This is a genomic window from Actinomadura sp. 7K507, from assembly GCF_004348425.1.
In the GTDB taxonomy this organism is placed as follows: Bacteria; Actinomycetota; Actinomycetes; order Streptosporangiales; family Streptosporangiaceae; genus Spirillospora.
This window is the reverse complement of the sequence record NZ_SMKK01000121.1, coordinates 1-12,452: the sequence shown is the minus strand read 5'-3', so window position 1 is coordinate 12,452 and position 12,452 is coordinate 1. Positions and strand designations below refer to the sequence as shown.

At 71.6% G+C, this 12,452-nt stretch carries 13 protein-coding genes; 9 read left to right on the top strand and 4 right to left on the bottom strand.

Translation table 11 applies throughout. From position 1 onward, the window contains the following. Positions 1–76 precede the first annotated feature (76 nt). Entirely contained in the window at positions 77–1,780 is a 1,704-nt protein-coding gene (locus E1285_RS25495; protein WP_165966757.1) for a LamG domain-containing protein, read from the top strand. Between the two features lie 90 nt (positions 1,781–1,870). On the opposite strand, the gene E1285_RS25490 is transcribed toward E1285_RS25495, so the two are convergent. Next, a complete protein-coding gene (locus tag E1285_RS25490) occupies positions 1,871–2,458 on the bottom strand; it encodes an HAD family phosphatase (RefSeq protein ID WP_132156307.1) in 588 nt (195 codons plus the stop codon). Between the two features lie 113 nt (positions 2,459–2,571). Between E1285_RS25490 and E1285_RS25485 the strand changes: the two genes are divergently transcribed. Both E1285_RS25485 and E1285_RS25480 read left to right on the top strand, forming a co-directional pair. After that, positions 2,572–3,237 (top strand): TetR/AcrR family transcriptional regulator, encoded by a 666-nt coding sequence (locus E1285_RS25485; RefSeq protein ID WP_243723042.1) that lies wholly within the window; start codon positions 2,572–2,574, stop codon positions 3,235–3,237. A gap of 276 nt (positions 3,238–3,513) precedes the next feature. Beyond that, on the top strand, positions 3,514–3,744 hold the full coding sequence (locus E1285_RS25480; protein WP_132156305.1) for a hypothetical protein: 231 nt from the start codon (positions 3,514–3,516) through the stop codon (positions 3,742–3,744). Positions 3,745–3,873: 129 nt separating this feature from the next. Here E1285_RS25480 and E1285_RS25475 read toward each other — a convergent pair whose 3' ends face one another. Together E1285_RS25475 and E1285_RS25470 are read right to left on the bottom strand one after the other, a co-directional pair. Next, positions 3,874–4,197, bottom strand: a complete 324-nt coding sequence (locus E1285_RS25475) for a Dabb family protein (protein WP_132156303.1) — start codon at positions 4,195–4,197, stop codon at positions 3,874–3,876. 75 nt (positions 4,198–4,272) lie between these two features. Then, complete coding sequence (locus tag E1285_RS25470; RefSeq protein ID WP_132156301.1) at positions 4,273–4,728, bottom strand: NAD(P)H-dependent oxidoreductase; 456 nt, start codon at positions 4,726–4,728, stop codon at positions 4,273–4,275. Between the two features lie 166 nt (positions 4,729–4,894). Between E1285_RS25470 and E1285_RS25465 the strand changes: the two genes are divergently transcribed. From E1285_RS25465 to E1285_RS25445, 5 genes are all read left to right on the top strand, one after another. Continuing rightward, entirely contained in the window at positions 4,895–6,577 is a 1,683-nt protein-coding gene (locus E1285_RS25465) for a DUF2156 domain-containing protein (protein WP_132156299.1), read from the top strand. A gap of 70 nt (positions 6,578–6,647) precedes the next feature. Then, complete coding sequence (locus tag E1285_RS25460; RefSeq protein WP_132156297.1) at positions 6,648–7,814, top strand: serine hydrolase domain-containing protein; 1,167 nt, start codon at positions 6,648–6,650, stop codon at positions 7,812–7,814. Positions 7,815–7,849: 35 nt separating this feature from the next. Next, positions 7,850–8,536 (top strand): endonuclease V, encoded by a 687-nt coding sequence (locus E1285_RS25455; protein ID WP_132156295.1) that lies wholly within the window; start codon positions 7,850–7,852, stop codon positions 8,534–8,536. A gap of 83 nt (positions 8,537–8,619) precedes the next feature. Further along, positions 8,620–9,258: a helix-turn-helix domain-containing protein gene (locus tag E1285_RS25450; protein WP_207946813.1), complete on the top strand. Its 639-nt coding sequence runs from the start codon at positions 8,620–8,622 to the stop codon at positions 9,256–9,258. Positions 9,259–9,328: 70 nt separating this feature from the next. Beyond that, on the top strand, positions 9,329–10,090 hold the full coding sequence (locus tag E1285_RS25445; protein ID WP_132156293.1) for a glucose 1-dehydrogenase: 762 nt from the start codon (positions 9,329–9,331) through the stop codon (positions 10,088–10,090). Between the two features lie 71 nt (positions 10,091–10,161). Here the strand turns inward: E1285_RS25445 and E1285_RS25440 are convergent, their stop codons facing one another. Further along, entirely contained in the window at positions 10,162–11,541 is a 1,380-nt protein-coding gene (locus E1285_RS25440; protein ID WP_132156291.1) for an amidase, read from the bottom strand. 73 nt (positions 11,542–11,614) lie between these two features. On the opposite strand from E1285_RS25440, the gene E1285_RS25435 reads away from it, so the two are divergent. Beyond that, positions 11,615–12,175, top strand: a complete 561-nt coding sequence (locus tag E1285_RS25435) for a TetR/AcrR family transcriptional regulator (protein WP_132156290.1) — start codon at positions 11,615–11,617, stop codon at positions 12,173–12,175. Positions 12,176–12,452 lie beyond the last annotated feature (277 nt).

Sequence of the window (12,452 nt, the reverse complement as noted above, 5' to 3'; positions counted from 1 at the left end):
TCGCCGCTCTCAATGCCGGATCGGCATGAATGGCGGCCCTCCCCGCCGCGCCGCATGCCGTACACAGGAGGTGTGGATGCGTCCACGTCAAGCAATCCAGGTGCTGCTCGCCGCCTTCGCGCTGGCGGCGCCCATGGTCATCGCGGGGAACGCCGGAGCGGCATGGGCCCAGGTCGTGCTTCCGGCGCCCGAGGTCACCTCGGCCGATTACCCGGACGACGGCACATGGCACGACGGCCTCGGCGAGTACGGAGACTTCACGTTCGCGGACCCGAGCGGGCAAGCGGTCCGGTACGAGGTGTCGGTCAACGGCGAGCGGCAGTACGACCTTCCGACGCAGGACGGAGCGCCGGTCACCGTGCCGATCGCGCCCCAGCGCAGCGGGCCCAACATCTTGTACGTGCAGTCCTTCGGCCCGGCCGGGGAGAACAGCCCGGGAACCACGTACGAGTTCCGGGTGAACGCCGGCACCGCCCCGAAGGCGCACTGGAAGCTCGACGAGCCCGCCGGGGCCGGCCGGCTCGCCGCCGAGACGAGAGAGGGTGAGGATCCCGTCACCGCACGGGTGGTCGGGCAAGTCGCCACCGGTGCCTCCGGGCGCCTCGGGACGGCGGCGCGCTTCACGGGCGGTTTCGCGTTCGCCCGGCCGCAGGTGGACACGAGCGAGAGTTTCACCATGACCGCCTGGGCCAAGCCGTCCCGGGACGGGGACTCGGTGGTCATCGCCGCGACGGGGAGCCGGCGGAACGCGTTCGCGCTCCAGTCGCTCGGCGGGCACTGGGCCTTCGTGAAGTCGGCCTCCGACTCCCTCGACGCGGCGACCGCTCAGGCGGCCGCCGAGCAGCCCGTCCACCCCGGTGTCTGGAACCACCTCGCCGGTGTGTACGACGCGACGCTCGACCGGCTCCGGCTCTACGTGAACGGCACGCTCGCGTCCGACGCCGACGCCGGTGACCCGGCATGGAACGCGGAGGGCTCCCTGCGGATCGGCACGGGCGCCCGGCCGCGGACGCACGAGTTCCATGGCGACCTCGACGAGGTCGGGGTGTACGACCGGATGATCGTCCCGGGGGAGGCCGCTGAACTCCCGAGGGTCCCCAAGTGGGTGCACGGACGCTGGAAGTACAACACCGACGGGGCCGACGACTCCGCGTTCGGCAACGACATGACCCTGCGGGGCGGCGCCGCCATCGATCCCGGCGCCGGATTCCGTGGCTGGGCCTCACCGGCGGGGCTGCTGCTGGACGGCGCCGGAGCCTACGCGGAGACGGCGGGCCCGGTCTTCCGCAGCGACGACAGCTTCACGGTCTCCACGTGGGTGAACACGGAACAGCGGCCGGCCGGAGCCGCGACGCTGCTCTCGCTGCCGGGTGAGAACGCCAACCGGTTCGCGGTCAGGTCCCAGCCGGGCACCGAGCCCGGGTTCGGCTGGCAACTGGTGATGGCCGACGCCGACGACCCCGGCGCGCGGACCACCGTCGCGGAGCACACCGGGTCCACGCGGTCCTGGGACCACGTCGCCGTCGTCTATGACGGCCCGGCCCGGACGATGAGCCTCTACGTCAACGGCCAGGTCGAGGCGGCCGGGTCGGTGAAGCACGATGTGGGCGCGTTCGACGCCAGGGGCGCCCTCCAGGTCGGGCGGTCCGCGATCGGCGCCCCCGAGTACTGGCAGGGAGCCGTCGACGACGTGTGGGCCTTCCAGGGAGCGCTGAGCCAGGCGCAGGTGGCCATGCTGGGCAGCGGCGTGGAACTCGAGACCATGGAGTCGCTCGACTGACCCGGAGAGCGGTGGCGCCCCGCCCGGCGCGGCGCCACCGCCCTCGTCCTGGACGACTCCCCGGCGGTCGGGTCCGGGTCAGGGGCAGGGTCAAGCGACGAGGGTGCGGACCTGGTCGGGGGAGGTGAAGAGTTCGGCGCGCATGCCGGTTTCCCGGGCGCCCAGGACGTTGCGTTCGGTGTCGTCGAAGAAGATGACGTCGGCGGGGTCGACGCCGAGGTCGCCCGCGCAGATCTCGTAGGCGCGCGGGTCGGGCTTGGCGACACCGATGCGGCAGGAGTAGGTGAGCGTGTCGAAGCGGGAGAGCCAGTCGCCGTGGCGGGCCTCGAAGCGGGGCACCAGGTCGCTGATGATGTTGGACAGGAGCCCGAGCGTGCGGCCCTCGTCGGCGAGTTCGTGGACGAGGGCGACCATGGTGTCGTCGACGTCCGTCCAACTGTCCAGATCGGCTTCGACGAGGGCGGGGACGTCGGGCAGCGCGGTGCCGAGCAGGCGCGCGACCTCGGCCCAGTAGGCGGTGCTCTCCTGGCCCGCGTCATAGGCGGGGCGGCAGGACCAGTAGGCGTCCCAGAACGCGGGGCCGGGATCGCCGGCGATCTCCTCGATCCGCCGCACCGCCTCCGGGGACTGGGTGCGGGCGATCACTCCGTACAGGTCGAAAACGATCACATCGGGCATGTCCCGAGCCTATGCGGGATATGTGGGCGCGGAACTTAGCAAGCGCTTGTTGCCCGTCGTACTCTGGTGCGGGCTGCCGAGCAAGCGGTTGGGCGAGACGGCATAATGAGAGGGTGACGACCACGAGCGCCAATTCCGGATCCGGAACCCGTGCGGGCGGTGCGGGCGGAGCCCGCCGCCGCGGCAAGGGGTCCGCCGCCCTGGCGTCGCAGCGGCGCGAGCACCTGGTCAGGCTGGCCGCGGAACTGTTCGCCGAGAAGGGGTTCCAGGCCACCACGGTCCGCAACATCGCCGATGAGGCGGGCATTCTCTCCGGCAGTCTCTACCACCACTTCGACTCCAAGGAGTCGATCGTCGACGAGATTCTCGCGAGCTTCTTCAACGAGGTCATGTCGGCGTACCAGGCGGTGCTGGACGAGAGCGGGAACCCGCGCGACACCATCGCCGGCCTCGTCCGTGTCGCGTTCGGCTCTCTGGAGCCGCACCGCGCCGCGATCACGGTGATGCAGAACGACTGGAACTACCTCCGGGGCATGGACCGCTTCTCCTACTTGACCAAGTCCGAGGACGAGGTCGAGAAGATGTGGGTGGACACCCTGAGCGCGGGCCAGAAGGACGGGCTCTTCCGCGACGACCTCGACCCGAAGCTCACCTACCGTATGATCCGCGACACCATCTGGGTCGCGGTGCGCTGGTTCAAGCCGGGAGGGGGCCTGAACGCCCAGGGTCTCGCCGAGCACTACCTCAAGGTGATGTTCGACGGCATCAACCTCCACTGATCTGTGGCCATGTAGGACGGCGCGACCGCGATGTGTGGGGCGCCCGGCGCGAGCCGGTCGATCGTCCGCCGGACGCGCGCGCGCCCGGCCGTGGAGGTCTCCGTCAAGGGGAATTTCGGCCCGTCGAATACATCCGTTGAAGGACATCCGGCGCGGTATCCCACTGTGTACGTGCCCTAACCCCCATAGTGGGCGTAGTCACAATTTGCCGAGTAGGGGTGACGCTTTGGCCCGTGGGGACGCTGGTACGTATGAGGTTCTCGGGGGGAGGCCGACATGACGCCTGAGGACGGTGCCGCCGGTCGCGATGAGCCCACACCCGAAGCCATGCGCGCCGCGACGGCGCGCGGCCTGCAGGCGCAGTTTCCGGGGGTGCGCGTCTGGTTCGGCGAGGCCACCGGGTCCTGGTGGGCCATGGTGCCGCTGCGCTACGGCCCGCGGCTCCTGGAAGCGCCGTCCCCGCAGCAGCTCCGCGACGAGATCATGAGCCTGCGGAGCCGGGGGTGAGCGGGTCCTCCCGTGTCAAGAACGCCGCCCACCGGGAACGGGGCGCGATCCGTCCCCGGAGGGCGTCAAGGCGAAAATAACTGAAACCTGTTCTAGACACAAGCGCTTGCTCGGTTTCGCCTCGGCGTGTCACGTCCCGTCTACGCCTCGTGCTGGATGCTCGTACTGGATGGACGCGCGCTCCGCCACGATCGGCGTGATGTACTGCTCGACCACCGCGCGGTGCGACGGATGGTCGCGGTAGGCCAGATAGGCGTCGCGGCCGGCGAAGTCCGCGACCACGACGAAGTCGTAGGCGCCGGGGTTCACGCCCGCGTCCACGCCGAGGCTGTACTCCCGGATCTCCTCGATGACGCCGGGCAGCTCGCCCAGCTTCGCCGCGACCTCGTCCTGCTGGCCGGTCGTCGTCCCCTCGGCCCACCTGAACATCACCACATGCCGGAAACCACTCATGCCGGCACGCTATCGCCGACGCCACCGGATCGGACGCACCCCGAACACGCCGTGCCCGATCGGATATCGCGCGGCTCAGACGCCGCCCAGTTCGGCGGCCGTGATCGCGCCGAGCTCCCAGCACGCCTCCAGGTCGGCCTTGGCGGGCTCGCCGATGACGACCACGGGCGGCTGGACGGCCTTCCACTTCAGCCCTGTCGTGATCGACTCGAGGCCGCGCAGCGCACCGGTCGCGTCATTGTTGCCATGGAGGAACGCCCCGTACGGGCGCCGGACGGTCTCCTCCAGGCACGGGTAGTAGACCTGGTCGAAGAAATGCTTGAGCGCCCCGGAGAGATAGCCGAGGTTCACCGGCGACCCCAGGAGATAACCGTCCGCCTCCAGCACGTCCACGGCGGACGCCGTCAGCGCCGGACGCGAAACCACCTCCACGCCCTCGACCTCGTCGGTGGACGCCCCGGCGCGCACCGCTTCGAACATCGCCTGCACGGACGGCGACGGAGTGTGGTGGACGAGCAGCAACCTCTTCATCACCACGAGACTAACCGTGTTCAAGCCGCCGCCGCCCGCATCGGCCGATGACATCGAAAGGCCGTGGCCGGGTATGGCCGTTCGGGACGGGACGTCCGTGCGCAGTGCACCACGTCGGCGTCTCAAGGGGTATCCGGACGACGTGGGCCAAGCGGAGGTGTCCCTCGTGCGCACAGGTGGTTCGTCGTGGGGCGATGACGCCCCGCGGAGGAATCCGGTCATCAGGCCGGACCGGCCCGTGTGGCCGCTCGCGCTCGCCACGATGCTCGCCGCCGTCATGATCACGGCGGCGGCGCTGTCGCCGCCTCCGCCGTGGCTCGGCCGGCCGGGCGTCCTCGTCACGGGCGGCCCGTACGCCCCCGCCCACGCCGTGGCCCTCGGCCTGGCCCTCGCGCTCGTCGCCCGCGGCGTGCTGCTGCGCCGCCGCGCCGCCTGGTACGGCCTCGTGCTCCTGGTCCTCCTCGGACTGCTGTCCGCCCTCGCCGGCGGCGGCGAGCCGTGGCGGGTGCCGCTGCTAGCCGCCGTCCTCGCGGGCCTGTGGCTGGAGCGCGGCCGGTTCCCCGTCCGCCCGCATCCCGAACGCGTCCGCGCGGCGGTGAAGACCGGGGCGCTCCTGGTCATCGTCGCGGTCGCCGGCTCGCTGCTGTTCGGCGGCGTGTCGGTCAGGTCGGTCGGCCAGGTGGCCGGAGGGCTCGGCGCGACCGGCGCGCCCATGGACGGCGCGTCCTGGCTGCCGAACGTCCTGGGCCTCGCGGGCGCCGCCGGGCTCCTCGTCCTGGTGATCATGCTCCTCGCCCCGGACCCGGCGCCACCGCCCGGCGACGAGGTGGAGCGCCGCCGCGTCGCGAGCCTCGTCGCGCATCCCGGCTCGGACACCCTGGCCCCGTTCGCCCTGCGGCGCGACAAGGCGTACGTGTTCAGCGCGGACGGGCGCGCCGCGATCGGCTACCGGGTGCTGTTCGGCGTCGCGGTGGCGGGCGGCGACCCGATCGGCGACCCCGCCTCGCACGCGGACGTGGTCAGGTCGTTCCTCGCCCAGTGCCGCAAGACCGGCTGGCGGCCGGCCGTCCTCGGCGCGAGCGACGATCTCCTGCCCCTGTGGGGCCGGCTCCACTCGATCGGCTTCGGCGACGAGGTGGTCGTCCGCCCCGGCGAGTTCAGCCTGTCCGGACGGCAGATGCGCAACGTCCGCCAGGCGGTCAAGCGCACCGCCAACGCGGGCGTCACGACCCGCATCGTCCCGGAGCGGGAACTCGGTCCCGGGCTGCGCGAGCGGCTGCTGGACGTCGCGTCCCGCTCCCTGGGCGGCGCGGCCGAGCGGGGATTCGCCATGAACCTCGACGAACTCCTCACCGGCCACCACCCGGGAGCGATCGTCGCGGTGGCCTACGACGAGGACAAGGAGCCCATCGCGTTCCAGCGGTACGCCACGGCGGGCGAGGGCATCAGCCTGGACGCGATGCGCCGAGTCCCCGGCGGGCCGAACGGCGTCAACGAGCGCCTGATCGTCGAGATGATCGAGTACGCGGGAGAACACGGCCACGCCGTCGTGTCCCTGAACTTCGCGGCGTTCCGCGAGCTGCTGGCCGCCGAGGAGCGCACCGTCCTGGAGAAGGCCGGCCACCTCGCCCTGCACGTCCTCGACCCCTGGATCGCGGCCGAGTCCCTCTACCTCTTCGACAAGAAGTTCAGGCCGTCCTACAAGCCGCGCCACGTCGCCTTCCGCTCCTGGCTCGACGTCGCCTGGCTGGCCGCGGCCCTGCTGACGCTGGAGTTCGGCCGGGCCCGCCCCGCCCAGCGGGCCGCGGACCACGTCACCGAACCCGTCCGCCGCCTCAGCCGTTTCTGAACCCCGCGCCGCCCACCGGGGATTCCTAGAACGTGATTCTATGGAGGTTCCCCGGTCGAGAGGATGGCGCATGAGCACTGTGCAGGGTCACTGCGATCCGGCGTTCGCCGGTGTCCGCGAGGTGTTCGAGGAGAACTTCGCCGAAGGGCGCGAGCTCGGCTCCGCCGTCGCCGTCTACGCGGGCGACCGCAAGGTCGTGGACCTGTGGGGCGGCGTCGCCGACCGCCGCACCGGACGCGCGTGGCTGCCGGACACGCCCTGCTTCGGGTTCTCCTGCACCAAGGCGGTGACGGCCGCCGCGGCCCTCCTGCTCGCCGAGCGCGGAGCGTACGAGGTGGACGGCCCGGTGACGGACTGGTGGCCGGAGTTCGGCGCCGAGGGCAAGGAGGGCGCCACCGCCGCCCACCTGCTGACGCACCAGGCCGGCCTGCCCGCGTTCACCCGTCCGGTATCGGCGGACGACGCGGCCGACCCGGCGGCTCTCGCGGGCGAGCTGGCCGCCCAGAAGCCGGAGTGGACGCCCGGCGAGGCGCACGGCTACCACGCGCTGACCTACGGCTGGCTGGCCGGCGAGATCGTCCGGCGCCTGTCGGGCAGGACGGTCGGCGCGTTCGTCGAGGAGGAGTTCGCCGGCGGACTCGATCTGTGGATCGGCGCCCCCGACGACGTGATCGAGCGCGCCGCGAAGATGACGGCGGGACGACGCGTCCAAGGCGGGGCCGACGCCCCCAAGACCACCGACGGCGACCTCCTCACACGCCTGGCCACCGCCTACACCGACCCGCAGAGCACCATGAACCGGGCGCTCAACAACCCGCACCCCGGCAAGGGCGGCTACAACAACCCCGTCGTGCTGCGCGCGGGCTGGCCGTCCGCCGGGATGCTCGCCACCGCGCCCGCGTTCGCCGCGTTCTACCGCGACCTGGTGGCGGGACGGATCCTGCGCCCCGAGACGCTGCGGGACGCGATCCGCCCGAGGGTCGCCGGACCGGACCGGACCATGCTCATCGACAGCTCGTTCGGCCTCGGCTTCATGCGTCCCGCCCAGACGTTCTTCACCCCGGCGGCCGGCCGGGAGTCGGCGTTCGGGCACACCGGCGCGGGCGGCTCGATCGGGCTCGGCGACCCCGACGCCGGGCTCGCCCTCGCCTACCTGCCGAACCTGATGGGCGACATGGTGTCCGGCGACCTGCGCGCCTACCGGCTGACGGAGGCGGTCTACGCGTCCCTGTCCTGACCGCTCGGCGTGAGCCCGCGGTAGCGTGCCGGTCCATGGAGGTACGCGACCTGCACGGCCCGCCGGCGTCGGTGCAGGAGGCCGAGGCGATCCAGGACCGGCTGCGTCCGATGCTCGAAACCGGCCTCCCCGGCCCGGCGAGGCCGCGCACGGTCGCGGGGCTCGACGTCTCCTACGCGGGCGACGGGAGCGGCACCGGGACGCGCCTCGCCGCCGCCGTGGTCGTCCTGGACGGGACGAGCCTGGACGTGGTCGAGGAGTCGGTCGCCGTCGGCACGGCCGCGTTCCCCTACGTGCCCGGCCTGTTCGCGTTCCGGGAGCTGCCCGCGCTCGTGGACGCGCTGCGCGACCTGAAGACCGTGCCCGATCTGCTCGTGTGCGACGGGTTCGGCGTCGCGCATCCGCGCCGGTTCGGGCTGGCCTGCCATCTGGGCGTCCTGACGGGCCTGCCGGCGATCGGCGTGGGCAAGACCGCGTTCGTCGGCACGTACGAGCAGCCGGGACGGCGGCGGGGCGACTCCGGTCCCCTGCTGGACGGCGGCGAGGTCGTGGGACGGGTGCTGCGAACGCGCGACGATGTGAAGCCGGTGTTCGTGTCCGTCGGGCATCGCACCGACCTCGAAACGGCGTGCCGCAACGTCCTCGATCTCACACCCGCATATCGCCTGCCGGAGACCACGCGCAGGGCCGACCGGCTGTCGCGGGACGCTCTCACCGGGTAGCGCCTCCCCTTGGAAGATGGCAGTCTCGTGAGAAAGCAGGCGGAGACACCCCAGGTCATCCGCTACGTCGCTGGACGGTGCCCATGGACACCCGGCCGATGCGGGCCGACGCCCGCCGCAACTACGAGCGGCTGATCTCGACGGCACGGGCGGCCTTCATGGAGCACGGCACCGGCGCGTCCCTCGACGACATCGCCAAGCGTGCGGGCGTCGGCTCCGGGACGCTGTACCGTCACTTCCCCACCCGCGACGCCCTGCTTCACGCCGTCCTGCGAGACCGGATCGACGGGCTCCTCGCCCACGCCGACGAACTGCTGCCCGGCCCGGCGCGGGGCGCCGGCGCCGAAGGGCAGGCCCCCGGGGCCGAAGCGGGCCGCGTGGAGACCGAGGCTCTCGATGCGGAGACCGCGCTGGGGCGGTGGCTGCGCACCTATCTCGCGGGCGCGGCGACACCGCGCGGAACCTCGACCGTGATCATCCAGGCCATGTCGGCGGAGTGGGCCGGCACCGGGCTGGGCGACGCGGCCGCCTCGATCTGCGACGCCCTCGGGCGGCTGCTGGACCGGGCGCAGCGGGCGGGCGCGATCCGCGCCGAGATCGACCCGGGCGACCTGCTGCGGATCACCAACGCCATCGGCGTCGCGTCGGAACGGGACCCCGACCCGGGCGCGTACTCCGACCGGATGCTCGCGCTGCTCTTCGACGGCCTGCGCACGAGGTGATCCCCCACTTGTTGCGTCAAACAAGCGTTCGCTAGGTTGGCGGGAACGGGTACGGCGACGAGGAGCTTCGATGGGTCAGCTGGACGGCAAGGTGGCGCTGATCACCGGTGGTGCGCGCGGCATGGGCAAGTCCCACGTCCGCCGGTTCCTGGACGAGGGCGCCAAGGTGGTCTTCGGCGACGTCCTGGAGGAGGAGGGCACGAAACTCGCCGCCGAACTCGGCGGCGACGCCCGGTTCGTCCGTATGGACGTGGCCCGGGAAGAGGACTGGCACAACGCCGTCGAAACCGCCACGACGGCCTTCGGCGCGTTGAACGTCCTGGTCAACAACGCCGGCATCCTCAGGCACAAGTCCATCGAGGACATGTCCCTCGACGAGTTCCGCCAGATCCTGGACGTGAACCTGATCGGCCAATGGCTCGGCGTGAAGTCCGTGACCGCCGCGATGCGCGAGGCGGGCGGCGGCTCCATCATCAACGTGTCGTCCACCGAGGGCTTCATCGGCGCGTCCGGCCTGGCCGCCTACAGTGCCAGCAAGTTCGGCGTCCGCGGCCTCACCAAGTCCGCGGCCCGGGAACTCGGCAAATACGAGATCCGGGTGAATTCCATTCACCCCGGCGGCGTCCTGACTCCCCTCTCCCTCCAGGACGACGTCGTGTCCGCCACCGCCGACAGCGCCGACGCCTTCCTGAAGGCCCTCCCCCTCGGCCGCATGGGCAAGTCCAAGGAGGTGTCGGGCCTGATGGTCTACCTGGCCTCGGACGACTCGTCCTACTGCACCGGCAGCGAGGTCCTGGTCGACGGCGGCATGCTCACCGGCGCGGGCTACTGACACCGCGGGTTTCTGACACGGCGGGCCGCCGGTACCGGCTCGGACCCCCGCACCGGCGGCCCGCCGCGCGCCTATGGGCGCCTCTCGGCCCACCCCTCGACGGCCTCCAGCTGAGCGGCGAGTGAAATGAGCGTCGCCTCGTCCGAATCATGCCCGAGGAGCTGCGCCCCGATCGGAAGGCCGGCCTTCGTGAATCCCGCGGGAACGTTCACGCCGGGCCACCCGAGCACATTCCATGTCCACGCATAGGGACACACGGCCGCCACACCGGACTGCGTCTTCTGGTAACCGATCCCGTCGAAGGCCCCCACCTTCAACGGCGGCTGCGCGGTGGTCGGAGTCAGCACCACGTCGGCCGCCTGGAAGATGCGCCCGATCTTCCTCCGCAGATAGGGATCCATCCTTTTCGCCAGCGGCAGGAGCCTCTTTCCCGCCAGCCGCCCGATCTGCGCCTCGACCGCCGTCCGCCGCTCCGGCCGGGGGTTGGGCATGGCATCGAGCATGTCGGCCACCCCTGCCGTCCCGCGCGGAATGAGCCCGAGCCCCACGAGCCCGTAGTCGGGATCGGCGGGAAAGACCTTGTGCCCCAGGTCGGTGAGCCGCCTGCCGAGCCTTTCCACCGCGCCGCGGATCTCCGGATCGAGCTTCCCGCTCACCCCGAACGCCGTCCTGAAGGAAACGGCGATGCGCAGCCTCCGGGGCTCCCTCTTCGCGAACTCCGCGAAAGGCGTCACCGGGGGATCGATCTGATACACGTCCTCCGGGTGGCTCCCGCTCAGCACATCGAGCAGCAGTGCCGCGTCCCCGACGCTCCGGGCGAGCGGCCCCCACACGGTGATCCCGTTGAACGGGTCGGTGAGCGGATACCCGGAAACGCGTCCCCGCTGAGGTTTGATGCCGACCAGTCCCGTCCACGCGGCCGGAATGCGGATCGAACCGGCCCCGTCGGACCCGACCGCCCCGGCGACCATCCCCGCCGCCACGGCCGCCGCCGAACCACCGGACGACCCGCCCGGCGTGTAGTCGGGGTTCCACGGATTCCTGGCGACCCCGAATCCGGGCGATTCACTGAAGGGCCACAGCCCGATCTCGCACGTCGTCGTCTTTCCCACGATGACGGCGCCCGCCGCCCGCAGCTTGCGCACGACCTCCCCGTCCCGCGCCACGGGCCGGTGATCCCCGGTGACCGCGAACGGCGTCGTCTCCCCCGCGAGATCCGTATCGTCCTTGATCGCGACGGGCACCCCGAGCAGCGGCAGCCGCTCCCCGTCCGCCAGCCGCTTGTCGGCGTCCAGCGCCTCCCGCGCGGCCGCTTCTCCGCGCACCACCCGGAACGCCCCGAGCGACTCCTGCCGGCAGATGCTCGCCAGGCTCTCCTCGACCAGCTCGCTGGAGGACACCTCTCCCCTCGCCAGCGCCTCCGCCTGTCCGGCCAGCCCGCCCAGCACCACGCCGCCTCCCGCGCTATCGTTCGTTCGAACGAACGATACAGAACGAGCCGATCGTAGGGAAGACTGTGCAGCGATGAGCGCCCGCGACCAGATCCTCCGAGCCGCCCTGCGCGTCATAGGCGAGCAGGGCATCGGCGCCATGACCAACCGGGCCGTCGCCCGCGCGGCCGGCGTCTCCCTCGGCTCCCTCACCTACCATTTCCCGTCCCAGGAAGACCTGCTCCGCGAGGCGCTGCACACGTTCGTGGACGAGGAGATCGCCCGCATAACCGCCTACGTCAACACCCTCGCCGAGTCCGGCATGGCCCCGACGGAGGCGCCCGACGAGGTCGAGAAGGCCGTCATCGGCTTCGCGCACGGCCCCGAGCAGGTGGCCAACCTCGAACTCCATCTGCACGCCGCCCGCGACCCGGGCCTGCGCGAGACCTCGATCCGCTCCGTCGAGGCCTACGACCGCCTGGCCGCCGCCGTCCTCACCGCCCTCGGCATTCCGGACGCCGAACGCCACGCCCCCGCGATCGTCGCGATGCTCTACGGCCTCGCGGTCCGCCGCCTGGCCACCGGCGACACCGCCGCCACCGGCACCGCCGACGCCTTCCGCCTCCTGCTCCTGGGCGCACTCCCCCGCGCTTGAAAAGACTTCTGGCCCGCACGGCCCCAGAGCGGGGTTACGGGGCCATGCGGGCCAGAAACCTGTCTCAATCAGGAACCTCAGTCGGAACCTCAGCCGACGTTCGCTCTGCTCTCCGCCTGTGCACCTCCGCCGTGTCTTCGATCTGACACAGATAACGCTAAGCCGCCCCGCCCCCCAAGAGAACGCCTTTAAGCCTCGCTTAGGGAACCGCTGAGCCACGCTTATTCGGGGGTGGGTGGAAGTGTTTCTGTGGGGGGTTCTGCCTGGGAAACAAAGG

Bases quoted from the DNA above. Each gene is read 5' to 3' on its own strand.
- E1285_RS25495 (WP_165966757.1), top strand. From the start codon at position 77: ATGCGTCCACGTCAAGCAATCCAGGTGCTGCTCGCCGCCTTCGCGCTG.
- E1285_RS25490 (WP_132156307.1), bottom strand. From the start codon at position 2,458: ATGCCCGATGTGATCGTTTTCGACCTGTACGGAGTGATCGCCCGCACC.
- E1285_RS25480 (WP_132156305.1), top strand. From the start codon at position 3,514: ATGACGCCTGAGGACGGTGCCGCCGGTCGCGATGAGCCCACACCCGAA.
- E1285_RS25475 (WP_132156303.1), bottom strand. From the start codon at position 4,197: ATGAGTGGTTTCCGGCATGTGGTGATGTTCAGGTGGGCCGAGGGGACG.
- E1285_RS25470 (WP_132156301.1), bottom strand. From the start codon at position 4,728: ATGAAGAGGTTGCTGCTCGTCCACCACACTCCGTCGCCGTCCGTGCAG.
- E1285_RS25460 (WP_132156297.1), top strand. From the start codon at position 6,648: ATGAGCACTGTGCAGGGTCACTGCGATCCGGCGTTCGCCGGTGTCCGC.
- E1285_RS25455 (WP_132156295.1), top strand. From the start codon at position 7,850: ATGGAGGTACGCGACCTGCACGGCCCGCCGGCGTCGGTGCAGGAGGCC.
- E1285_RS25450 (WP_207946813.1), top strand. From the start codon at position 8,620: ATGGACACCCGGCCGATGCGGGCCGACGCCCGCCGCAACTACGAGCGG.
- E1285_RS25445 (WP_132156293.1), top strand. From the start codon at position 9,329: ATGGGTCAGCTGGACGGCAAGGTGGCGCTGATCACCGGTGGTGCGCGC.
- E1285_RS25435 (WP_132156290.1), top strand. From the start codon at position 11,615: ATGAGCGCCCGCGACCAGATCCTCCGAGCCGCCCTGCGCGTCATAGGC.